Annotated in this window: 18 protein-coding genes; 7 read left to right on the plus strand and 11 right to left on the minus strand. The window is 63.5% G+C overall.

Features of this window, described 5'->3' with window-relative positions; all coding sequences use genetic code 11:
• Positions 1–9: 9 nt before the first annotated feature.
• Positions 10–1,893 (plus strand): sodium:solute symporter family protein, encoded by a 1,884-nt coding sequence (locus tag E6P07_RS09855; RefSeq protein WP_153975449.1) that lies wholly within the window; start codon positions 10–12, stop codon positions 1,891–1,893.
• A gap of 455 nt (positions 1,894–2,348) precedes the next feature.
• Positions 2,349–3,377, plus strand: coding sequence for a GGDEF domain-containing protein (locus E6P07_RS09860; protein ID WP_153975450.1), 1,029 nt, complete (start codon positions 2,349–2,351; stop codon positions 3,375–3,377).
• A gap of 78 nt (positions 3,378–3,455) precedes the next feature.
• On the opposite strand, the gene mnmG is transcribed toward E6P07_RS09860, so the two are convergent.
• Complete coding sequence (gene mnmG / locus E6P07_RS09865) at positions 3,456–5,345, minus strand: tRNA uridine-5-carboxymethylaminomethyl(34) synthesis enzyme MnmG (protein ID WP_153975451.1); 1,890 nt, start codon at positions 5,343–5,345, stop codon at positions 3,456–3,458.
• A gap of 640 nt (positions 5,346–5,985) precedes the next feature.
• Here mnmG and E6P07_RS09870 point away from each other — a divergent pair.
• The 3 genes from E6P07_RS09870 (at position 5,986) to E6P07_RS09880 (ending at position 10,074) form a co-directional block, all read left to right on the plus strand.
• Complete coding sequence (locus E6P07_RS09870) at positions 5,986–6,930, plus strand: AAA family ATPase (RefSeq protein WP_211363100.1); 945 nt, start codon at positions 5,986–5,988, stop codon at positions 6,928–6,930.
• A 74-nt stretch (positions 6,931–7,004) separates the two neighbouring features.
• Positions 7,005–7,988 carry a DUF58 domain-containing protein gene (locus E6P07_RS09875; RefSeq protein ID WP_153975452.1) on the plus strand — a complete coding sequence of 328 codons (984 nt, stop codon included), beginning with the start codon at positions 7,005–7,007 and terminating at the stop codon, positions 7,986–7,988.
• A complete protein-coding gene (locus tag E6P07_RS09880; RefSeq protein ID WP_153975453.1) occupies positions 7,975–10,074 on the plus strand; it encodes a transglutaminase TgpA family protein in 2,100 nt (699 codons plus the stop codon). The genes E6P07_RS09875 and E6P07_RS09880 overlap by 14 nt, the downstream gene beginning before the upstream one ends.
• Before the next feature lie 40 nt (positions 10,075–10,114).
• On the opposite strand, the gene E6P07_RS09885 is transcribed toward E6P07_RS09880, so the two are convergent.
• The 7 genes from E6P07_RS09885 to E6P07_RS09915 form a co-directional block, all read right to left on the minus strand.
• Complete coding sequence (locus E6P07_RS09885; RefSeq protein ID WP_153975454.1) at positions 10,115–10,879, minus strand: PP-loop family protein; 765 nt, start codon at positions 10,877–10,879, stop codon at positions 10,115–10,117.
• A complete protein-coding gene (locus E6P07_RS09890) occupies positions 10,812–11,465 on the minus strand; it encodes a metallophosphoesterase family protein (RefSeq protein ID WP_170286798.1) in 654 nt (217 codons plus the stop codon). Before E6P07_RS09890 ends, E6P07_RS09885 begins: the two co-directional genes overlap by 68 nt.
• Entirely contained in the window at positions 11,462–12,469 is a 1,008-nt protein-coding gene (locus E6P07_RS09895) for a zinc-dependent alcohol dehydrogenase family protein (protein ID WP_153975455.1), read from the minus strand. The genes E6P07_RS09890 and E6P07_RS09895 overlap by 4 nt, the downstream gene beginning before the upstream one ends.
• Before the next feature lie 289 nt (positions 12,470–12,758).
• Positions 12,759–13,823, minus strand: a complete 1,065-nt coding sequence (gene hemE, locus E6P07_RS09900; protein ID WP_153975456.1) for a uroporphyrinogen decarboxylase — start codon at positions 13,821–13,823, stop codon at positions 12,759–12,761.
• A 566-nt stretch (positions 13,824–14,389) separates the two neighbouring features.
• Entirely contained in the window at positions 14,390–15,169 is a 780-nt protein-coding gene (locus tag E6P07_RS09905; RefSeq protein WP_425505130.1) for an ABC transporter ATP-binding protein, read from the minus strand.
• On the minus strand, positions 15,160–16,011 hold the full coding sequence (locus E6P07_RS09910; RefSeq protein WP_153975458.1) for an ABC transporter permease: 852 nt from the start codon (positions 16,009–16,011) through the stop codon (positions 15,160–15,162). Before E6P07_RS09910 ends, E6P07_RS09905 begins: the two co-directional genes overlap by 10 nt.
• Positions 16,012–16,115: 104 nt before the next feature.
• Positions 16,116–16,697, minus strand: coding sequence for a chorismate--pyruvate lyase family protein (locus E6P07_RS09915; RefSeq protein ID WP_153975459.1), 582 nt, complete (start codon positions 16,695–16,697; stop codon positions 16,116–16,118).
• 494 nt (positions 16,698–17,191) lie between these two features.
• Here E6P07_RS09915 and E6P07_RS09920 point away from each other — a divergent pair, with 494 nt between their 5' ends.
• On the plus strand, positions 17,192–17,380 hold the full coding sequence (locus E6P07_RS09920) for an alanine-zipper protein (RefSeq protein WP_153975460.1): 189 nt from the start codon (positions 17,192–17,194) through the stop codon (positions 17,378–17,380).
• Here the strand turns inward: E6P07_RS09920 and E6P07_RS09925 are convergent.
• Positions 17,359–18,324, minus strand: a complete 966-nt coding sequence (locus tag E6P07_RS09925) for a L,D-transpeptidase family protein (protein WP_153975461.1) — start codon at positions 18,322–18,324, stop codon at positions 17,359–17,361. The two genes, E6P07_RS09920 and E6P07_RS09925, sit on opposite strands and share 22 nt — an antisense overlap.
• A 28-nt stretch (positions 18,325–18,352) precedes the next feature.
• Between E6P07_RS09925 and E6P07_RS09930 the strand changes: the two genes are divergently transcribed.
• Complete coding sequence (locus E6P07_RS09930; protein ID WP_153975462.1) at positions 18,353–20,401, plus strand: elongation factor G; 2,049 nt, start codon at positions 18,353–18,355, stop codon at positions 20,399–20,401.
• 129 nt (positions 20,402–20,530) lie between these two features.
• Here the strand turns inward: E6P07_RS09930 and ssb are convergent, their stop codons facing one another.
• A complete protein-coding gene (ssb, locus tag E6P07_RS09935; RefSeq protein ID WP_153975463.1) occupies positions 20,531–21,025 on the minus strand; it encodes a single-stranded DNA-binding protein in 495 nt (164 codons plus the stop codon).
• 104 nt (positions 21,026–21,129) lie between these two features.
• Complete coding sequence (locus E6P07_RS09940) at positions 21,130–22,488, minus strand: MFS transporter (protein ID WP_153975464.1); 1,359 nt, start codon at positions 22,486–22,488, stop codon at positions 21,130–21,132.
• Positions 22,489–22,538: the final 50 nt, after the last annotated feature.

Raw genomic sequence — 22,538 nt, forward strand, 5'->3', positions numbered from 1 at the left:
AACGATCCAATGACCGAACTCGAGATCTGGAGTTACTCCATCGTCGGCCTGACCTTCGCCATCTATATCGGTATCGCGATCTGGTCACGCGCCGCCTCTACCAGTGAATTCTATGTCGCCGGCGGCGGCGTGCATCCGGTTGCCAATGGCATGGCGACCGCGGCCGACTGGATGTCGGCGGCCTCCTTTATCTCCATGGCCGGTATGATTGCCTTCGGCGGTTATGGCGGCTCGGTGTTCCTGATGGGCTGGACCGGGGGTTATGTGCTGCTAGCCCTGCTTTTGGCGCCCTATCTGCGCAAGTTCGGCAAGTTTACGGTGCCCGAATTCATCGGCGACCGCTACTATGCCAACGGGGCGCGCGTGGTGGCCGTCATCTGTCTGATCCTGGCCTCAGTCACCTATGTCATCGGTCAGATGACGGGTATCGGTGTGGCCTTTAGCCGCTTCCTCGGCGTCTCCTACGAGATTGGGATCTTTGTGGGCATGGGGATCGTCGCCATCTACGCCATCCTCGGCGGCATGAAGGGCATCACCTATACCCAGATCGCCCAGTACGTCGTTTTGATCTTCGCCTACACCATCCCGGCGATCTTCATCTCGCTGAACCTCACCGGCAATCCCATCCCCCAGCTCGGACTCGGCGGTACCCATGTCGGGAGCGGAATGTCGCTGCTGGACCGCCTCGATCAGGTGGTCACGGACCTCGGCTTCAAGCAATATACCACCCAGGTCATGGGCAGCACCCTCAACATGTTCGTCTATACCCTGTCGCTGATGATCGGCACCGCGGGTCTGCCGCATGTCATCATCCGCTTCTTCACCGTGCCCAGGGTGCGTGACGCGCGCTACTCGGCCGGCTGGGCGTTGGTCTTCATTGCCATCCTTTACACCACGGCCCCGGCGGTCGGTGCCATGGCGCGTCTGAACCTGATGGACACCATCCAGATCGGTCCAGTCGGAGAGGAAACCGGAAATCTGGTCTACGACGAGCGTCCAGACTGGTTCAAGCGCTGGGAGACCACAGGTCTTCTGAAGTTCCAGGATTGGAACCAAGACGGTCGAATCCAGTATTACAGTGATGGCGGGCTTGGTGAGGCCAGGATGAAACTGGCCGACGCCAAGGCCAAGAACGCTGGCGTAGAGACGGCCGAACAGGCCGTTGCAAAGGCGGAAACCGCACACAGCGCTACCAAGTTTGCCAAGTTCGGCTGGCAAGGCAACGAGATGGTCACGGTCAACAATGACATCATGGTGCTCGCCAACCCCGAGATCGCGGGATTGCCGAACTGGGTGATCGCGCTGGTGGTCGCCGGCGGTCTGGCGGCGGCACTCTCCACCGCCGCCGGTCTGCTGCTCGCCATCTCCTCGGCGATCTCGCATGACCTGCTCAAGGGTGTGTTCATGCCGCAGATTACTGAGAAGGACGAGCTCTTGGCCGGACGCCTTTCTATGATTGGTGCCATCCTGCTGGCGGGCTATCTCGGACTCAATCCACCTGGATTCGCGGCAGGCACCGTGGCCATCGCCTTTGGTCTGGCGGCCTCCTCGATCTTCCCAGTGCTGATGCTCGGCATCTTTGCCAAGCGCATGAACAAGCAGGGCGCGATCGCGGGCATGATCGCTGGTATCACAGTGACCCTGCTCTATGTGTTCCAGCACAAGGGGATCCTCTTCATCAAGGGCACCGAGTTCCTGATGCCCGAGCTTGGGATGGGCACCAACTGGTTCTTCGGTATCACACCCGAGGCCTTTGGCGCAGTCGGGGCCTTGGCCAACTTCCTGGTTGCCGGACTGGTGTCGGCGCTCACCGCCCCGCCGCCCGAGCACATCCAGCATCTGGTCGAGGACGTGCGCATCCCACGTGGTGCAGGCGCCGCCGTGGGTCATTAGATCGGCCTCAGCCGCGCTTGACCTTGCAATGAACCCCGCCGAGGCGGGGTTCATTTTGTCGTGGGGCCGCGATTGAAAGCAAAACGTAATCGCCGCCTCCGACCCGATCATTCGCCCCCGGCGCCATCCGGCATGCGATCCATCATGCAACCTGTAGATGGGGTAACGATCATGACCAATGGCTCTTCCCTGACGGCGATGGAACAGATGGTGTTCCTGGGGCTGGTCGGTTGACTGCGCTATTCTCAGTCTTCAAACGCGCGCGGTGACCTCCAGTCGAGCGACGAGACACCGAAAGACCCCGACTAAACCTGCACGGATCCGCCTCTCGATACTTCGCGACACCTGGCGTCGACTCGCCTATCATTGCACCCCGATCTGGAAGCCATCGTCCTCCGTTGCGGGCGGCGATGGCGCTCGGTTTTGCTAACTTCTTCTCGGCGGGTCGAACAGAGATGAGCGTCAAGCAGATGGACTTCAGGGACGACCTGAAAACGGCCTCAGACTATCTGCGCATGGCGGTGCCGCAGATGGTGTGCCGCCGCATCCCGCCGACACCCTACAACTACGCCCTCTGGTATGCCCACGTCCAAAACGCCTGCCCGGAGCTGAGTCGCTCGTTGCTGGTCGAGTTTCCGGAAAACGGCCCCTATGACCCGGAGAAGAGCGAGGCGCTGTTCTTTGAGTATTTCGTCAAGCACTATCTCCCGACCAGCCCACAGGCGCGGGATCTGATCGCCGAGATCGTCGCGACCCTGACGCAGGCGGTCTCACGCAATCTGCGCGGTACCCAGGACTATGGGGCCAGTTTGCGCGAGGCCATGACGGTGTTCGAGGAGCCCGCGGTCGATCCCGAGCGCATCCGCGCCCTGGTCGATCAGTTGCTTACCGAAACACGCGATCTAGAGAGCCTCACTCAGTCCTTCCAGAGCGAGCTGCAATCGGCCAGCGCCCAGGTCGAGCGGCTCAAACGCGAGCTGGAGGAGAGCGAACGACGCGCGCGTCTGGATGCCCTGACCAAGATCCCCAATCGGCGCGGTTTTGACGAGGCACTGGCCCAGTCGCTCTTGGGCGGTGACGACGAGCCGACCTGTCTGATACTGATGGATCTCGATCACTTCAAGCGGCTCAACGACACCTACGGTCACCAAATGGGCGATCGCGTCCTGGAGAGCGTCGGCGGGGTTCTGGCCAAGCTGCAAAGCGATCGGGTGTTTGTCGCCCGTTATGGCGGAGAGGAATTCGCGATCATCGTCCATGACGAACTGGAGGCGGCCCAGGCGCTGGCCGAGCAGATCCGGCGTCAGGTTGCCGCGATCCAGATCAAACGCAAAAGCACCCAGGACACCATCGGTGTGATCACGGTCTCGATTGGGCTGACCCGTTTCCGCCCAGGCGAGACGGCCGAATCCCTGATCGAGCGCGCCGACACGGGGCTCTATCGCGCCAAGGAGGGCGGGCGCGACCGGGTCGTGATCGCTTGACGACAGATTTCACGACATCCGGTTCAGGAACAAGACCGACGCAAGCCCAGATTGAAACCGCGTCGATCGCGGGCCGGATCAATCGATCCCTTTCGATCCAATCTGCCGCTTGAGATGAATCAGCAACAGCGAGATCGCCGCCGGCGTGACGCCCGGAATGCGCGCCGCCTGTCCGAGGGTCGCCGGACGCACCCGTGTGAGCTTCTCACGCACCTCAGCCGAGAGTCCGCGCACCTGCGCATAGTCGAAGCCATCGGGCAGCGGCTTGAGTTCCTGTTCCCGCTGGCGCTCGATCTCGGCGCGCTGGCGCTCGATATAGCCGGCATAGCGGGTCTGGATCTCCAGTTGCTCGGCGACCGTGGGCGCGACCGGCTCGGGCGGCGCACCGATCAGCGCACACAGACCGGCATGGCCGACGCCGGGCCGCGCCAGCAGCTCCAGGGCACGCACCTCGCGGCGCAGCGGCTCGCCCAACACCTGAGTCGCCAGCACCGGGTCGAGTGCCTCGGGTCGCACCCAGGTGTCGCGCAGACGTTGGCGCTCGCGCTCGATCGCCTCGCGCTTGCGCTCAAAGGCGCGCCATTGCGCATCGCCCACCAGACCGAGCCGGCGCCCGGTTTCAGTCAGACGCAGATCGGCATTGTCCTCGCGTAGCAGCAGGCGGTATTCGGCACGGCTGGTGAACATGCGATAGGGCTCATTGGTCCCGCGTGTGATGAGGTCATCGACCATGACCCCGAGATAGGACTCGTCGCGGCGCGGATGCCAGGGTTCGCGGCCCTGGACCTGGAGCGCGGCATTGGCCCCGGCCAATAGCCCCTGGGCGCCGGCCTCCTCGTAGCCGGTGGTGCCATTGATCTGGCCGGCGAGAAACAGCCCCGACAGCGGGCGCGTCTCCAACGAGGGCTTGAGATCGCGCGGATCCAGGAAGTCGTATTCGATCGCATAGCCGGGCCGGGTCAGGTGCGCGCGTTCCAACCCGACGATCGAACGTACCAGCGCCTCCTGGATGTCATAGGGCAGGCTGGTCGAGATCCCATTGGGATAGACCTCACGGGTGCTGAGTCCCTCAGGCTCCAGAAAGATCTGATGTGAAGCTTTATCGGCGAAGCGCACGACCTTGTCCTCGATCGAGGGACAGTAACGCGGTCCGACCCCTTCGATCACCCCGGTGAACAACGGCGAACGCGACAGCCCCGAACGGATGATGTCGTGGGTGCGTTCGTTGGTATGGGTGATGTGACAGCTGACCTGACGCGGATGGTCCTCGGGCCTCCCCATGAAGGAAAACACCGGAACAGGATCGTCGCCCGGCTGCTCGGTGAGTCGGCTGTAGTCGATACTGCGCGCATCGATCCGCGGCGGGGTGCCGGTCTTGAGCCGCTCGATGCGAAACGGCAGCTCACGCAGACGGCGCGCCAGGCCATTGGAGGGCGGATCGCCGGCCCGCCCGCCTTCATAGCTGGATAGACCGATGTGGATGCGACCGCCGAGGAAGGTGCCGACCGTCAGCACCACCGCGCGTGCCCGAAACTCCAGCCCCATCTGGGTGCGCACGCCGACCACACGCTCGCCCTCGATCAGGAGATCCTCGACCGACTGCTGGAAGAGCACAAGCCCCGGCTGGTTCTCCAGCGCCGCGCGCACGGCCGCCTTGTAGAGCTGACGGTCGGCCTGGGCGCGGGTGGCGCGCACCGCTGGGCCCTTGCTGGCGTTGAGGATCCGAAACTGGATCCCGGCGCGATCGGCGGCGCGCGCCATGAGCCCGCCGAGTGCGTCGATCTCGCGCACCAGATGCCCCTTGCCGATGCCGCCGATGGCCGGGTTGCAGCTCATCTGGCCCAGGGTCTCGAGGTTCTGGGTCAGGAGCAGGGTGCGCACACCGCAGCGCGCGGCAGCCAGCGCGGCCTCGGTGCCGGCATGCCCGCCGCCGACCACGATCACATCATAGGTATCGCTTGCACGCATCTTTAATTGAATGAAAGGTAGGTCCGTGAAGACAGGACAAAATCTAGTACAGTACAAAAAAATGGCCTCCCCTGCCTCACCAAGGGCAGCGCGAAGCAGAGGTCCTGTTCGACCTGGGGGTTGTCCATCCAGCAGGGATCCCAACACCCAGAGGAAGCCGGGGCGAAGGCGTCGAGTTTGGCGATGAGATGAAGGCCCACGGCCACGCCAGTTTCTTAAAATATCCGTGCCGTAACTATTCAGCTGCTCCCAAACGGTCAGCCCCGTCGTAGATACAAGGAGCGGCTTCTGTGTGGGAGCGGCGGTTGCCGCGATTCGGGCGGTCAAACCGGCAATAGGTTCTGTCATCGCGCCTGAAGGCGCTCCCACGGTTACGGTACTTACCTTGGTTGGACCGAGAACCTGAATAGTTACTCCGTGCCTTCGTGTTCCTGCTCGCCGGCAAGCTGGACTTCGGAAAACGGGGTCAGCCAATCGGCGTCTATGATGGATCGATGGTGGGAACCGGCTTGGGGCCTGGTCTGATCATGGTCACATCCAATCGCGACGATTGCGCCGGGTCGCCGGATGAGAGGTCGAAAACGGGCGTTGACCTCGACTGTATCTCCAACCTCAATCTCTCGATTTCGACGAGTCGCCGATGAACCTACACCAGACATCCAATCCAGCCCGATCCAACCTTACCGAGTGCATCCTGCGCGATGCCGGTGCCATCATCCTCGGCAAGGATCGCGAGCTGCGCCTGGCGCTGGCCTGTCTGCTCGCGCGCGGTCATCTGCTGGTCGAGGACCTGCCGGGCGTCGGCAAGACGACGCTGGCGCATCTGCTGGCGCGCCTGCTCGGGCTGGAGTATTCGCGCATCCAGTTCACCAGTGATCTCTTGCCGGCCGATGTCATCGGTGTCTCGGTCTATGATCGGGCCTCCGAGAGTTTCCGCTTCCATCCCGGCCCGATCTTCGCGCAATTGATCCTGGCCGACGAGATCAACCGCGCCACACCCAAGGCGCAGAGCGCGCTCCTGGAGGCCATGGAAGAGCGTCAGGTCACGGTCGAGGGCGAGACTCGGCGTCTGCCCGAGCCCTTCTTTGTCATCGCCACCCAGAACCCGCTGTTCCAGGTCGGCACCTTTCCGCTACCCGAGTCGCAGCTCGATCGCTTTCTGATGCGCATCCATCTCGGCTACCCGGCCGCGGAGCAGGAAAAGGCGCTACTCGCCGGCGAGGACAGGCGCGAGATGCTCGCGCGCCAACGACCGGCCCTGACCAATGCCGAACTGATCGACTTGCAGCAGTCCGTGGTCCGTATCCACGCCGCGCCGCCGATCATCGACTATGTGCACGCGATCCTCCAGTTCACGCGCGGCTCGGAGCGTTTCGCCTATGGGCTCTCGCCGCGCGCCGGGCTGGGTCTGCTGCACGCGGCCAAATCCTGGGCCCTGCTCGCCGGGCGCGACTATGTGATCCCCGAGGACGTGCAGGCGGTGCTGCCAGCAGTGGCCGTGCATCGCCTGACCGGCGGCGAGCCGGGCCAGCGGATCGGAGACGACGAGGTGGCGCGTTTCATCCTCACCAATGTGCCTATTTGAATCGGACGCAACGGGACGCCACATCCGTCAAACCGACACCCGAACCGAATCTTGAGCACAACGACACTGACGCCATGTCCCAGGTCTCCGACCGCCTGCGCGAGCGCGCACACCGCTATTTCGACGGCCTGCTGCGCCGGGTGCTGCCTGGACCGGACGGTGTGGCGCGCGTCGGCGGGCGTCAGATCTATATCGTGCCGACCCGCGCCGGGTTCATGTATGGCGCGGTGCTGCTGGTGATGCTGCTCGGGTCGCTCAACTATCAAAACAACCTGGGTCTGCTGCTGACCTTCTTCCTGGCCTCGGTCGGGTTGGTGGCCATGCATCACACCTGGCTCAATCTGCTGGGGTTGGCGGTGCAGGTACGCGGCGGCACGCCGGTGTTCGCTGGGGAGCAGGCGCGCTTCGAGGTCATGGTGCGCGCCGAGGGCGGACGCCCGCGTCATGATATCCGTTTGCGTAAAAACGAAGAGAGGCCGCCGCCGGTCCATGTCGGCGCTGGGGATCAGCTGTTGGTCGTGCTGGCTGTACCGACCGAGAAACGTGGCTGGCAGCGGCTGAGCGATGTGATGATCGAGACACGTTATCCGATGGGGCTGTTTCGCGCCTGGACCCATGTCGCCACCGAGGCCAAGACCCTGGTCTTCCCCAAACCCGCGCCCCAGGCGCCCGAACCTGGCCACGACGCCGGAGACAGCCCCCGTCCCCATCGCACCCGTCACGAAGGCGCCGAGGACTATCTCGGCGCGCGCGGCTACCGTCCGGGCGATTCGATCCGCCATATCGACTGGAAGGCCTATGCGCGCGAACGCGGCCTTGTGGTCAAGCAATACGGTGGCGAGCAGGGTCAAGAGGTCTGGATCGACTGGGCGCGCTTCAACACACCTGATCCAGAGATTCGGCTTGGACTGCTGACGCGGCAGGTGCTCGACGTCAGCGCCGGCTCGACGCGCTTCGGTCTGCGTCTGCCCGGCGCGGTCGAGGGGCTGTCTCAGGGCGCGGTCCATACCGAACGCTGTCTGACCCGACTGGCGCTCTTCGGCCATGCCCAAGACTGACCTCATCCCCGAGACCGAGCGGCCAAAGCGCCATCAGATCCTCTGGACCACACTCCTGGTCGCGGCGGCGTGCGCCCCATTCGTTCGCTCTCTGGACGGCCAGGTCGTAGCCTTCCTGACCCTGATCTTGGCCATCCGACTGGCAGCGCTCCGCTGGCCAGCCACCCTGCCCAACCGTTGGATCCGCGCCCTGATGGCCTTCGCCGGCCTGGGCAACTGTCTGGCGGCCTATCACACGATCTCCGGTCAAGACGGCGGCTCGGCGCTGCTGGCGACCATGCTCGTGCTCAAGCTGCTGGAACTCGACACCAAGCGCGATCTCCGCCTGGTGCTGATCCTGCTTGGCTTCCTGAGTGTGGTGCAGTTCCTGTTTGACGATTCCTTTCTGCTCACGTTCTATGTGGGTCTGATCGCCCTGGGTCTGGTCACGCTGTTGACCGAGCTCAACGGCGGGCTGGGGGCCACGGGTCTGCGTCCGGCGCTGCGGGTCGGCCTCCGACTGGCACTCCAGGCCATCCCGCTCACCCTTATCCTCTTCGTGCTGTTTCCGCGTCTGACCGCCCCACTCTGGAGTCTAGGGGTCGATAGATCCAAGGCGCTGATGGGCATGTCAGAGATTATGGAGCCAGGCAACATCAGCGAGCTGGTGGTCAATGGCGAACCGGCCTTTCGTGTGCGCTTTGCCGGTCAGCGCCCGGAGTCGAATCAGCTCTACTGGCGCGGCCCGGTGCTATGGACGACGGATGGACGTCGCTGGACGCCGGGTGCACCACCCTCCGACGGGCAGGAACCGGCACGCCTGATCGAGACGAGCAACCCGGTCGAGTACGAGGTCGTCATGGAGCCGACTCAGCAACGCTGGCTGTTTGCGCTCGACCTGCCGGTCAGCGCGCCGGATGGTGCCGCGATCAACCCGGATTTCCAACTCCTGTCGAACCAGCCGGTGACGGTACTCAAACGTTATCGGGTGCGCTCGGTCCTGAGCTATCGCACCGCCGAGCCGGACGAGCGCGTGCGCGGTCTGGCGCTTGAGCTGCCCGACAATGTCACGCCCCGGATGCGTGCCCTCGTCGACGGCTGGCGCGCCCAAGCCAACGACGATTGGGCACTGGTCCAGCGGGCCCTGGTTCATTTCAACCGCGAAAACTTCTATTACACCCTGCTGCCGCCCAAACTCGGCGCCAACCCCACCGACGAGTTCCTGTTCGAGACCCGTAGCGGCTTTTGCGAGCACTATGCCAGCAGTTTTGCGCTCCTGATGCGGATCGCCGGCATCCCCTCGCGCATCGTGCTCGGCTATCTCGGCGGCGAGACCAATGCCTTTGGCGGCTATACCCTGGTGCGCCAGTCCGACGCCCATGCCTGGGTCGAGGTACTGATCGCGGGGCGCGGCTGGGTGCGGGTCGATCCGACCGCAGCGGTCGATGCGTCGCGGATCGACAACCGCGTGGCCATCGAGCGGCTGGGGGCTGGGACCTCGGCGCGCTTCGATCTCGGTGAGGCCACTATGCTGGCACGCTGGATGCGCGATCTGCGTCTGCTGGGCGATACCCTGGAGGCGACCTGGCAGAACTGGGTGCTGGACTTCTCGGTCCAGGACCAGCGCCGGCTCATGGACCGGCTCGGGCTGGGCGCCTGGCAGGAATACGGACTGGCCGTGCTGATGGTGCTGGCCGTGTCCTTGACGCTGGGCGGCCTCCTGCTCGTCCTGATGCACGAACGGACCGAGCGCGACCCGCTCGAACGGCTCTATGCGCGTCTGTGCCAGCGGCTGGCCCGTATCGGGCTGCCGCGCCGACCTTCTGAGGGCCCCAGCGACTATGGCCGGCGCATCGCCGCGGCGCGCCCGGATCTGGCCCCGGAGATCGGCGCCTTCCTCGCGCTCTACATCCCAGCGCGCTACGGCGAACGCTCGACGCCCGAGACCCCAAAACGGCTATCGGCCCTCCTGCGTGGCCTCAAGCCCCGGGCTCAGCCGATCCAGAGCGCGCCCAAGGGGATCGAGCAACCGCCAGTGTCCATCGGCCTGGAGTCGATAGACCTCCAGCCTCCGCACCGGCAGATCGATCGGCCACGATCGTCATAACAGGCCGGCTTTGAGGCGGCTTGAGTCACGAGACCCTGCCTCATCGGTTCGACCAACCCGGTTCTGGCAGTTCACCCTCGATCATGATCGGCTTGAGGGCGTGGAGGATACTGGAGAAGAGTGTGGCGTGTTCGGCCTCCTCGCGCGCCAGCAGGGCCTTCATCTGCGCGCGCCGAGTCGGTCGGGTGAAGCAGGCCGGACAGGAATCCGGGATCACCGGCAGTCCAGCGCGCCGGGCAAAATCGGCCATCTGGCGTTCACGGCAGTAGACCAGCGGGCGGATGATACGCACATCGCCCTCTTGGTTGCGATAATGCGCCTTCATGGTGCGCAACTGACCGCCGTGGAACAGCGACATCAGCAGACTCTCGGCCAGGTCGTCGAGGTGTTGGCCCAAGGCCAGAACATTGTAGCCGTGCTCGCGGCAGAGTCGGTACATGATGCCGCGCTTCATGCGCGCGCAATAGGCGCAGAAGGAGTCGCCGTCCATGTGGGTCCTGGCCTGCTCCAGCAGCGGCTGCTGTTCGTAATGCCAGGACACGCCCAAGCGGTCGTAATAGTCCTTCAGCGGCTGCGGATCATAGCCGGGAACCTCCGGATCGACGGTCAGGGCCGCCAGCTCGAAACGCACCGGGGCATAGGTGCGCAGATGGAGCAAGATCTGGAGCAAGGAGAGTGAATCCTTGCCGCCGGAGACGCCAAGGAGGATCCGATCCCCTTCCCCAATCATCCGGAAATCAGCGATGGCCCGCCCGACCTGGCGCAGCAATGACTTGGGTGGTTTGACCGATGGGACGCTGTTCATGGCGCGCAGTGTAGCGCAGTCCGCGTCTTTGACCAGAGAGCGGAAAGCGGTAGCGCTCGATGCGCCACTCGTCGGACTCGGCGATCAGCACCAGACAGGACGGCCCGCCGTGGGTGCGCGAGCGCCCGGCCGCGCCCGGATTGAGTACCCAGGGCTGAACGTCGAGATCCGTCTCCAAGCGATGGCTGTGACCATAGACGATGGCGCGTGCCTCCGGGAAGCGCGCCCGCAACAGGGCATGACGGCGGCGCGCCGGAACCTGATGACCGTGGATCAACACCAGCGAACCGCCGGGCAGCGGCTGTTCCAACCACTCAGGCAGATGCACCAGCAGCCGCCGATCCTCCTCCGGCCATTTGTGCGCCACGTCGTTGTTGCCGAAGACCGCCAACACCCGCCCCAGACGCGGCTGGAGCTGCGAGAGGATGGCGGCATGACCGATGTCTCCGCCGTGCAACGCTAGATCACAACCCTCGACGATCTCGCGCAGGCGCGGATCGAACGCCCCATGGGTGTCCGAGATCAGGGCCACGCGCACGCGCCTCAGGGTCGAGAAGGGATGCAAGCCCACCTCAATTCGGCTCATCGGCTCGGGTCCAGGTCCAAGACCAGCTTACCCATCACAGCGCCTCGTTCGAGCAGACGATGCGACTCAGCGGCCTCGGCCAACGCAAAGGTCCGAAAGACATGCACCCGCAGTTCGCCACGATCGATGAGATCGCCGCAGCGCTGGAGGATCCAGCCCTGATGCAAACGCGCGCGCGGCAGATCGCGCAGCATCGGGGTCAGCATCAGTTCCAGGCTCAGACGCAGATTGCGCAGCCGGGCCTCCTTGAGATTGAGCTCGGGACCGGGATCGAGGAGGGTCACCAGATCACCATAATGGGCCACAGCCGGGATGGTACGCCGGAAGACCTCGGGACCGACGGTATCCAGGGCGATGTCCACGCCCTGCCCCTCGGTCCAATCCATGACCGCCTCGACCAGGTCCTCGTCGCGATAATTGATGCAGAACTCGGCCCCGAGTTCATGCGCAAGCGCCGCCTTCTCGGGACCGCTGACCGTGGTGCAGACACGCGCGCCGGCCAAGCGTGCGAGCTGGATGGCGACATGGCCAACCCCGCCGGCCCCCGCATGGATCAGTACCCGCTGGCCGGCGGCGATCCGCGCCCGATCGTGCAACGCCTCCCAGGCCGTCAGCAACACCAGGGGGGCGGCGGCGGCCTCGACCATGCCGAGTGTGCGCGGCTTGGCCTGGACGAACTGCTGATCGATGACGCGATATTCGGCATAGTTACCGGCTGGGCCACCGAGCCCGCCGTGGCAGAACCAAACCGCGTCGCCGGGCTTGAAGCGCGTCACACCCTCGCCCACGGCCTCGATCACACCGGCCCCATCGCAACCGAGCACGGCTGGCAGACCTGCGGGGAGCATCGGGCCGCGTTGGCGGATCTTGGTATCGATTGGATTGACACCGGCGGCATAGACGCGGACAAGCAGATCGTCCGGCCCGGTCAGTTCAGGCCGCGGACGTTCGACCAACCGCAAAACCTCGGGTCCACCGGTCTGCTGGATCTCGATGACATACATGCCGAAAAATCCTCTAGGGTTGAATCTTGGGTCCTAAAGCTGCTCGGTCGAGACGGCGATAACCTGGATCCTAAGGTGGGGTGCACGCTCACCAGTCCAAGGATTCAGTATGGCGCACACGGCGAAGGTGTACTGGAAAATCTCGTAGATACGCCCGTGACCGCTTTGGGTCGGCGCGCGGCGGACAGGATCCCATAACGGGAGAAGGCGTCGAGTCCGCAGGCCGGTCCCCGACGCTACCCGGAATTGGCAGACCGGCGGCCTGGACCGCCGTCATTGGCTTGGGATATCAGACGTGATAGGCGCGGCTGAGCTCGTGCACGGCAGCGATCATGACCGCCGGACGCTCGGGATCGACGTCCTGGGTGATGCCGTGGCCAAGGTTGAAGACATGGCCCGAGCCCTGACCATAGCTGGCCAGGACGCGCGCCACCTCCTCGCGGATGCGCTCGGGTGAGGCATAGAGGGCGCAGGGATCCAGGTTGCCCTGGAGTGCAACCCGATCCTCGACCATCCGACGCGCCTCGGCCAGATCCGTGGTCCAGTCGACGCCGAGCGCGTCACAACCGGTTTTGGCCATATCGCCCAGCCATTGACCGCCGTTCTTGGTGAACAGGATCACCGGTACCCGGCGGCCCTCGGCCTCGCGGGTCACCCCCTCGACCACGCGCTGCATGTAGGCCAGCGAGAACTCGCGATAGTTGGCCGGCGCCAGGACACCGCCCCAGGTGTCAAAGATCATGGTCGCCTGGGCGCCGCGCGCGATCTGGGCATTGAGATAGAGGGTCACGGCATCGGCGACCTTCTCCAGCAAGCGGTGCAGCAGTGCCGGCTGATCGAACATCATTGCCTTGATCTTGGAGAAGTGCTTGCCGCCACCGCCCTCAACCATGTAGGTTGCCAGGGTCCAGGGGCTGCCGGAGAAGCCGATCAACGGCACCCGACCCTTGAGTGCGCGCCGGATGACGGAGACGGCCTCCATCACGTATTTGAGCTCGCCTTCCGGATCCGGGATCGGCAGTCGATCGACATCGTCAGCCGTGCGCACCGGGCGCTCAAAGTGCGGCCCCTCGCCCTCAGAGAAGTACAGCCCTAGACCCATGGCATCAGGCACGGTCAGGATGTCGGAGAACAGGATGGCGGCATCGAGCAGATAGCGATCAAGCGGCTGGAGCGTGACTTCACAGGCCAACTCCGGATTCTTGCACAGATCCATGAAGCTGCCGGCCTTAGCGCGCGTGGCGCGGTACTCAGGTAGATAGCGTCCGGCCTGGCGCATCATCCAAACCGGCGTGTAATCAACGGGTTCGCGCAGCAGCGCGCGCAGGAAGGTGTCGTTTTGCAACTGGGTCATGGATCAGGCTCGATCTGAGTGTGGTGAAAAACGAGGGTCGAGCTGTCTATTTTACTACGGTAGGGAGACTCGGGGGCGGGGTGTCAGAACGCATGGCGACTGGAGGCTGTCGACCTACCCCGCCCGCAATCCTTTTGGACACGAATTGTTGTAGATAGAGTTGTCTGAACAAGGTGCCAGAAAGGCCGAATGAGTCGGATGACAGCTGGGTGCGGTTGTTCTCTGTCATACCGCCCGACGGCTCGGCCCATAGCGCTCGGATCGCTCCCGAGTCGGGAGCGCCGAGGCTTGGATCTCAGGTCGAATAGCGGGCGTCTTTGTGCAGACGGATGACCATGGGGCGTGGGGGCGGTTTTGGCCGCGATTTGGGGAGACACGGTTGATTCAGCGTTTCCCGAGACCTCCTCGGGTTCAGTATGGACGTGCCGGGCGGCGCTCAGACTCCGCGACGCGCCCCTGGCGAACCGCGCGGGCGAGGAACACAGGATAGCTCCTTCGCGGCACCTGCCCACACGGGATGCAACAGGTAGGCGATGAGTCAGTCTGATGGAACGGCTTGCCGGAGATCACCAGCCGCGCATCGCCCGATAATGCTCCAGCGCCTCGTCGGTCGGGCCGGCGAACACCACCCGACCATGCTCCATCAGGAGCGACTTGGAGCACATGTTGCGCAACAAGTCTTCTGAATGCGAGGAGAGCACGATGATGGAGACCTGCTCGGTGAAGCGTTCCAGACGCTCGCGCGCCTTATTCAGAAAGGCCGCGTCGCCGGCGCCGATGCCCTCGTCGATCAACAGGATATCCGGCACCACTGAGGTCGAGACGGCAAAGGCCAGACGCATCTGCATCCCGGCTGAATAGGTGCGGATCGGTAGGTTGAGAAAGTCGCCCAGTTCGGTGAATTCGGCAATCTCGTCCATCATGGCGCGGATCTTCTTGCGCGGAAGCCCGAGGAAGAGTCCGCGCAGGATGATGTTCTCGTAGCCTGTGCTCTCTTGGTTCATCCCGAGCGCGATGTCGAACAGGGGCACGGTCGTGCCCTGGACCTCGACCCGACCGCTGTTCGGTTCATAGATCCCGCCGAGCACCCGCAATAAGGTCGTCTTACCGGCGCCGTTGTGTCCGATGAGCCCGAGTCGATCGCCGTCCTCGAGCGAGACGTTGATGTCTTGCAACGCTTGCACCACCGAGATGCGCTGCGAGATCGCGTCGGCACGGATCTGACCACCGGTCGCGCTCTGGATCAGACGGTTCTTGAGCGAGCGCGTCGAGGCGCTGTAGACAGGAAAGGAGACCGAGACGTTCTCCAGCTTGATCGAGGCCAAGATACGTTCCCTCAAACCCAATAAGCGATGCGCCAGCGGTAGGCCGAATAGAAGAAGAGTGCCAGCGACCAGCCGACGATCGTGATGGCGATGACCGGGAGCCAGTTGGCGAGTGCAGGCGCTTGGCCGAGCAAGGGGGCGCGCATGATCTCGACCAGATGGTAAAAGGGGTTGAGATGCAGCCAGAGCGCGCGCCCTGGCAGCATCTCGGGCTTCCAGATGACCGGCGTGATGAAGAATAGCACCTGCACCATACTGCCCACGATCAGGGGGACGTCGCGGAAGCGTGCGCTCAGAACACCCAGGAAGAGCGCGATCCAGAACCCATTAAGGAGCAGGACCAAGAGCGCGACCGGCACCCACAGCAGATTCCAGTTGAGATCGACCCCAAACCAGAGCGCTACCATGAAAAAGACCCAGATATTGTGGGCAAAGGCGATCAGGGTCGACCAGAGGACGCGATAGACATAGATGGAGAGGGGGGCATTGAGCTGGCGGATCATGCCCTCGGCGAGGATGAAAGACTGGCAGCCGTCGTTGACGAGGCTCGCGATTAGGTGCCAGATGACGAAGCCGACAGCCAGAAAGGGCATGTAATCGTGCAGATCCTGGCCGAAGATCTGACCATAGAGCAGACCAAGCGCCAGCACCATAATGGCCATCGACAGCGTGATCCAGAACGGTCCCAGCTTGGAGCGCCGATAACGCTGGCGCACGTCCTGGAGTCCGAGCGTCATCCAGAGTTCGCGCCTGTCCCAGCCGGCGCGGATATCGTGCAGGGCACGCTTAATCTGCTCGCGCCTGAGTCCGTGCTGGAGCTGGATCAGCAAGGACGACTCGCCATGTTGGGTGCCTGTCGACATCGAGGCTCGAACTCTAAATCGAAGTGGTTTGGTTCGCGGCGCGTACTATAGCACGCGGGTTTTGCGACAAAGATGGCCTAGTGCAAGAATGCCCTCGGTCAGGATCAGCGATACAGATCCAGCGGGAAATATTCGGTGATCAGGATCACGGGACGATGCTCGATAATGATGCGATAGGTGCGAAAAACCGTGGTTTCACCGGAGGCGGTCCGGTCCAGCCCCACGTCCAGCACCTCGCGATAGCTCTCGAGTCCGCTGTCGCGGATCAGTACACCGATGCCGATCTCGCGATCGATGAGCCGTTGGCGGAAATCCGGCGGGATGAGCTGGGCGCGGATCATTGAGAAGGCCTCGGCGAAACAGCGTCCGCTGTCGGCGCCGCGCAGCTGGGCGTCGCGAATCAGACAGGAATCACCGGGCTCGACCCCGAGCCAGGGTACGGGTTCCAGTGCGTCCTCGAAGCGCTGTTCCAGGGTCTCGACTATGACCGGTTCCCAGAAGTAGGCCTCAAGGATCTTGGTGACCGTGCCGTCCGTGACGAGGAGTGCGCGCAGAAAGGGGGGCAACCGGCTCAGGACGATTCGCTCACCCGTCGCGTCGACGATCTCAGCGGTGCGCGCGAAACCATCACAGCGAAAGGGCGGAGAGCTCGGCGCGGATGTGCCGCGCCCATAGTAACGATGCATCAATATAGGTCCAAAATACAACGGTGTTGGTTTGAGACATCAAGCTGGACGGATACTGGGAGGCTGATGCGTTTCCGTGTGGGCGGATGCGGAAGATCCTCGCACATATCGATTGACATGACGGCTGTATGCAGTGACTCCATCAATCAGAAAAAACTTTTCTTACAATGACTTGAGCGTTAGTTCTGCGCATGCGCGACATGGTGTCCGGCCTGAATGTAGGCCAGGATCGGCCAGGCGTTGTAAAAAATCTGCCGATCAGTATGATTGTGGGCTTGATGTCTCACCCAATTTGCCCCAAGCTTTGCGTTGGACACTGCCACCTGGATGGCACTCCAAGGCTGGGGATGTGGAACCAGAATGAGCACATCAAATCCTACTCGCTCATCACACCGATCCACTCTCATGCGTCGGATGTTTGAGCTTGGCTCGAAGCATTTACGCACCATGTGTTAACATTGGGCCGCAAGGCCCACAACTTTTGGAGAAACATCATGACCAAGATCGTCAAGGTTGCTTCACTCTCTGTTGCCGCTCTGCTGCTGCTTGGCGGCTGCACCACCGACCAGACTGCTCGCGACATGGCCCAGAAGGCCATGGACACCGCCAACAGTGCCCAGGCGTGCTGCAACTCCAACACCGAGCGTCTGGACCGCATGTATCAGAAGATCATGGGCAAGTGATTCGCTTGACCTGATCCTTGTCGGTGTCCCACGATCTGTGGGACACCTGAGTCTTCCGCCACGGCCCGCTCCACGGCCTTCCAGTCGATCACCACCCCTTCGGCGTTCGCCACCGACTCGGGAATCACCGAGCGATAGTGCTGGCGGACACTCTTCTCGCCGGTCTGCACCTCTAGATAGAGATCATCCCCCAGCCAGCCGTATTTGTAGGGCTGGTCGATGATGGCCACGGGCGTCTTGAGGTCGGCCATTCCATAGAGCTCCTCGATCGCCTCCGGATACATCCGGATACAGCCGCCGCTGACCTCCAGTCCCAGGCCCCAAGGTTGATTGGTGCCATGGATCAGATAATCCGGATTGCTTAGACGCATGGCATAGTGCCCGAGTGGGTTGTCCGGCCCTGACGGTACAGTGGGCGGCAGGATGTGGCCACGCGCGGCATGGTTGGCGCGCACCATCGGACCAGGCGTCCAGGTCGGATCCTTGCGTTTCTCGATGACTTCGAAGTTGCCTAGCGGCGTGGCCATGGCCTCCTTGCCCACACTGATGGCATAGATACGCACCTCGTTGGGTTTATTGGGTGGATAGTAATAGAGCCGTTTCTCGGCTCGATTGACCACGATGCCCTGGCGCGGCACGTTCGGCAGCACATAGGAGGCCGGCACCAGCACCTGGGTTCCCTCGCCCGGTAGCCAGGTATCGACCTTGGGGTTGGCCTGGCGCATGTCGTCATAGCCGAGGTTGTTCTGGCGGGCAATGTCCAAGAGTGTATCCTTGGCGCGTGCCGTGAAATAAAAGGTCGTGCCCACGACCGAATCGTTTGGGTTCTCCAGACGGAAGGTCTCGGCCCAGGCGCCCGGGTGGACGCCCCAGCCAAGCAGTGAGGCGCAGAGCGCCGGCACCAGCCAGGTTGCAGGGCGACCGCCAAGTTCAAGACCGCTCATAAATCTCTCTAGCTCCTGTTGTAAAGCGATGAAAAAAACCTCCCGATCGTCGCACGTTCGCAATATCGGGGTTGCCGCTCATGTAGACGCGGGCAAGACGACGCTTACCGAGCGCATCCTCTTCTACACCGGCACCTCGCACAAGATCGGCGAGGTCCACGATGGCGCGGCCCACATGGACTATCTGGTCGAGGAACAGCGTCACGGTATCACCATCACCGCCGCCGTCACCCAGGCCCAGTGGCGCGAGCATCTGATCCAGCTCATCGACACCCCTGGACACGTCGACTTCTCGATCGAGGTCGAACGCACCATGCGCGTGCTCGATGGCTGTGTCATCGTGCTCGATGGTGTCCGGGGCGTCGAGCCCCAGACCGAGACGGTGTGGCGTCAGCGCGCGCGCTTCAAGCTGCCGGCGCTGCTATTCGTCAACAAGATGGATCGTCCGGGCGCGGATTTTGAACGTTGTTTGGCGTCCGTCAAGCAGCGCCTCCATGTCGAGCCGGTGCCGATCACGGTTCCGGTGCCCGAAGTCGGCGGCGTGCTGCATTTGATCGACCGAACCCTGATTCGTTTCATCGGCGAACAGGGCGAGCAGGTCGTCGTTGAACCCTGTCCACCCGAGCTTTGGGAGCGTCATCGCGCGCTGCATGAGGCGCTGGCACTGGCTGCCGCCGAGGTCGAGGAGTCGCTGGCCGATCTGGTGCTCTCCGGCAGTGAGCCCTTGCCCGAGCAACTGCGGGCCGCCATCCGCACCGCCACCCTGGCCGGGACGCTCTTTCCCTGCTACGGCGGCAGCGCATTGCGCAACCTTGGTGTGCAGCCGCTGCTCGATGGCATCATCGACTTCTTGCCGTCCCCGCTCGACCGACCGGCGGCGCTTGCCGAGCGGCCCGACGGGACACACGAGGAGGTGGCCATGACACCAGACGGACCGCTCGCCGCGCTCGCCTTCAAGGTACAGCTTTGGGACGGGCGGCGCCATGTCTTTGTTCGTCTCTATCGCGGACGCCTCGCGCCGGGTGATGCGATCGAGTTCCTGACCGCCGACGGGCAGATCCGGCACGAACGGGTCGCGCGTCTGTTCGAGGTCGACGCCGGCAAGAAGACCAAACGCGATCTGGCCGAGGCCGGTGACATCGTGCTTTTGGCCGGACTGCGTTTTGCAACCACGGGCGATACACTCTGTACCCCGGGCCAGGTGCTGAGCCTGGAACGCATCCAGGCCCAGGATCCGGTGCTGGGTCTGGCCATCGAACCTGCGGCCGGCACCGAAGAGGACAGGCTCGTCGAGGTCCTGGACAAGGTCCGGCAGGAAGACCCAACACTGCGGGTTGAGGAGGATCCCGAGACCGGCCAGCGTCTGCTCCGAGGTATGGGCGAGCTGCACTTACAGATCGTCATGGAGCGCCTGGAGCGCGAATTCGGTGTTGGTGTCCGCGCTGGACGTCCGTCTGTGGCCACGCGCGAGACCATTACCCAACCGTCGGTGGCCGAGGCACTGTTCGCCCCGCTGCCCACACCGGATGCGCGCCAGCCCGATCCGATGGCACGCGCCGTCGTCAGCGTCCGACCACGCGCGCGGGGGCGCGGCAATCTCGTGGAACTTCAACCGCGTTTGCTCCCTGAGGGTGCTCGATTCGAAGAGACGCACCTCCAGGCGATCCGCGAGTCGATCGCTATCGCCCTGGCCAGCGGGCCGCTCCAGGGCGCTCAGGTGTTGGATGTGGCGGTCAGTGTCGATGAGATTGAGCTCTTTGGCGCCGGATCGACGCCGGCGACCACGGCAGCGGCCGTCGGTAAGGCACTGCGCAAGGCGCTGGAGAACGCGCACCCTGGGCTCATGACCCCCATCATGCGTCTGGAAGTGGTCGTCCCGGAACCGAACCTGGGTGCCGTGCTCGGCGATCTCCAGGCACGGCACGCCTTGATTCAAGCGACCGAGATCCAGGATGACCAGGCCACCATTCGCGCCGAGGCCGCATTAGAGCCGCTGCTCGGTTATGCCAACACCTTGCGCAGTCTGACTCAGGGACGCGGGCAGTTCAGTCTGGAGTTCGAACGCTTCGACCTCTAGGGAAACGCTGATTTATTCCATTCCTAGCAAAACTTTCTCGCGTAACCCATTGATTTTTTAGGAGCGGCTTCAGCCGCGATTGAGAGACACGCGATTTATTCGGCGTTTCCTTAGGCGGCGGTCCTCGGTCTAGAACGGGATGTCGTCGTCGAAATCGGCCCCGTCGCCGAAGCCGCCGCTGTCCGGATGGCTCGGACGGGCCGCATCCGGTGTCGTTGGGCGGCTGCGTGCAGGCGGTGGTGTATCTTCCAGGGGCACCGAGGAGGCGCTGCCCTGCCGGCTGTCGAGCATCTGCATGGTTCCGCCCATGTCGACCACGACCTCGGTCGTGTAGCGGTCCTGGCCATCCTGGGTCTGCCACTTGCGGGTTCTGAGCTTACCCTCGACGTAGATCTTGGAACCCTTGCGCAGATACTGCTTGACGATCTCGGCCGTCTTGCCGAAGAAGACCACGTTGTGCCACTCGGTCCGCTCCTGCAGCTCGCCCGTGGCGCGATCCTTCCAGGTTTCGCTGGTCGCCAGGCGCACATTCGCCACCGCGTCACCGCTCGGCGTGTAGCGCACCTCCGGATCGGCGCCGAGATTGCCGATCAGGATGACTTTGTTGACACCTCGTGTTGCCATCTCTCTCCTCCCACCGGTCGCCCGCAGACGCCGGTCATCGCTCTCTGTGCAAGGAACCGAGCCCAGCCGATCGCGCTCGGGACGCGCTGAAAATCAGCGCTTCTCTAGACGTTGACGGCAGAAAACCGCTGCAATCTCGTCCAATCGGTGTGACGACTGTCCACCTTGAGGTAGGCCACGCCCTCATCGACGGCGATCACGGCCTCCTTCACGCCCGGGACCTCCAGCAGTTGCTGTTCCAGACTGGAGACATCGAACCCGGCGCCCGAGGTATCGAGCGCGATCACATGCCGGCTTAGGTCCTCTGGGATCGGTAGGGTCCAGACCAGCCGCAGCCACAGCAGGGACGTCAGCCCCCCGACCAGATAGACCGCCTCGACCCCGAAGTGCGCATGCGCCAGTCCGCCGAGCAGTCCACCGAGAAAGGCGCCGATGAACTGGGCGCTGGAGAAAACGCCCATGGCCGTGCCCTTGGTCCCGGCCGGCGCCGCCTTGGAGACCAGCGCCGGTAGTACGGCCTCCAGCAGATTGAAGATGGTAAAGACCACAGCCAGCAGCACCCCGATCAGCCACAGCGACCGGTTGAACAGATAGAAGCCCAGCGTCGAGAGCCCGAGCACCGCCACCGAGCCGATCAGCACCGAGCGCACCTGGTCGCGCCGCTCGGCGAGCACGATGAAGGGCACCATCGCCGGGATGGCTACCAACACCGCTGGCAGATAGAGCACCCAGTGCTTGGTCACGGGTAGACCGGCCTCGCGCAGCGATAGCGGCAACACCACGAACAGACTGACCATGGTCAGATGCAGCATGAAGATTGCCAGATCCAACCGAACCAGGGTCGGATCGCGCATCACGCCGGCGAGCTGGTCCAGCACCGGCTGGGCATCGCGATGCACCCCCGAGTGTTGGGGGTCCGGGACCACGAAGGTCAACAATAGCATCCCGGCAAGCGCGAGCAAGGCCGTGAGCCAGAATAGCCCCGGGACCCCGATCAGCCCCGTCAGCGGTGGCCCGACCACCAGGGCGGCGGCGAAAGACAGGGCGACACTGATCCCGATCACTGCCATGCCCTTGGTGCGCACCGTCTCGCGGGTGAGATCGGCGGTCAGGGCGATGATGGCTGCTGCGATCGCCCCGCTGCCCTGGAGCGCGCGCCCGAGGATGATCCAGTAGATACTATCGGCCAGGGCCGCAACCAGGCTGCCGATCAGAAACAACGTCAGCCCACCATAGATCACCGGCTTGCGTCCGATGCGGTCGGACAACAGACCGAGCGGGATCTGGAACAGCGCCTGAGTCAGGCCATAGGCGCCGATCGCAAGACCGACCAGTAAGGGTGTGGCGCCGGGCAGGTCATGGGCATAGAGCGCCAGCACCGGCAGCACCATGAACAGCCCGAGCATCCGCGTCGAGAAGATGGCGGCGAGTCCGGCGGCGGCGCGGCGTTCCGAGGCCAACATGGGTAGGTTCGGGAGCTGAGGGTGTTTCGGTCGATTCACGGGCCGGCCTA

It is taken from the genome of Thermochromatium tepidum ATCC 43061 (assembly GCF_009664085.1).
GTDB lineage: Bacteria > Pseudomonadota > Gammaproteobacteria > Chromatiales > Chromatiaceae > Thermochromatium > Thermochromatium tepidum.

Coding starts and splice junctions, on each gene's coding strand:
- E6P07_RS09855 (WP_153975449.1), top strand. CDS start 10: ATGACCGAACTCGAGATCTGGAGTTACTCCATCGTCGGCCTGACCTTC.
- E6P07_RS09860 (WP_153975450.1), top strand. CDS start 2,349: ATGAGCGTCAAGCAGATGGACTTCAGGGACGACCTGAAAACGGCCTCA.
- mnmG (WP_153975451.1), bottom strand. CDS start 5,345: ATGCGTGCAAGCGATACCTATGATGTGATCGTGGTCGGCGGCGGGCAT.
- E6P07_RS09870 (WP_211363100.1), top strand. CDS start 5,986: ATGAACCTACACCAGACATCCAATCCAGCCCGATCCAACCTTACCGAG.
- E6P07_RS09875 (WP_153975452.1), top strand. CDS start 7,005: ATGTCCCAGGTCTCCGACCGCCTGCGCGAGCGCGCACACCGCTATTTC.
- E6P07_RS09880 (WP_153975453.1), top strand. CDS start 7,975: ATGCCCAAGACTGACCTCATCCCCGAGACCGAGCGGCCAAAGCGCCAT.
- E6P07_RS09885 (WP_153975454.1), bottom strand. CDS start 10,879: ATGAACAGCGTCCCATCGGTCAAACCACCCAAGTCATTGCTGCGCCAG.
- E6P07_RS09890 (WP_170286798.1), bottom strand. CDS start 11,465: ATGAGCCGAATTGAGGTGGGCTTGCATCCCTTCTCGACCCTGAGGCGC.
- E6P07_RS09895 (WP_153975455.1), bottom strand. CDS start 12,469: ATGTATGTCATCGAGATCCAGCAGACCGGTGGACCCGAGGTTTTGCGG.
- hemE (WP_153975456.1), bottom strand. CDS start 13,823: ATGACCCAGTTGCAAAACGACACCTTCCTGCGCGCGCTGCTGCGCGAA.
- E6P07_RS09910 (WP_153975458.1), bottom strand. CDS start 16,011: ATGTCGACAGGCACCCAACATGGCGAGTCGTCCTTGCTGATCCAGCTC.
- E6P07_RS09915 (WP_153975459.1), bottom strand. CDS start 16,697: ATGCATCGTTACTATGGGCGCGGCACATCCGCGCCGAGCTCTCCGCCC.
- E6P07_RS09920 (WP_153975460.1), top strand. CDS start 17,192: ATGACCAAGATCGTCAAGGTTGCTTCACTCTCTGTTGCCGCTCTGCTG.
- E6P07_RS09925 (WP_153975461.1), bottom strand. CDS start 18,324: ATGAGCGGTCTTGAACTTGGCGGTCGCCCTGCAACCTGGCTGGTGCCG.
- E6P07_RS09930 (WP_153975462.1), top strand. CDS start 18,353: ATGAAAAAAACCTCCCGATCGTCGCACGTTCGCAATATCGGGGTTGCC.
- ssb (WP_153975463.1), bottom strand. CDS start 21,025: ATGGCAACACGAGGTGTCAACAAAGTCATCCTGATCGGCAATCTCGGC.
- E6P07_RS09940 (WP_153975464.1), bottom strand. CDS start 22,488: ATGTTGGCCTCGGAACGCCGCGCCGCCGCCGGACTCGCCGCCATCTTC.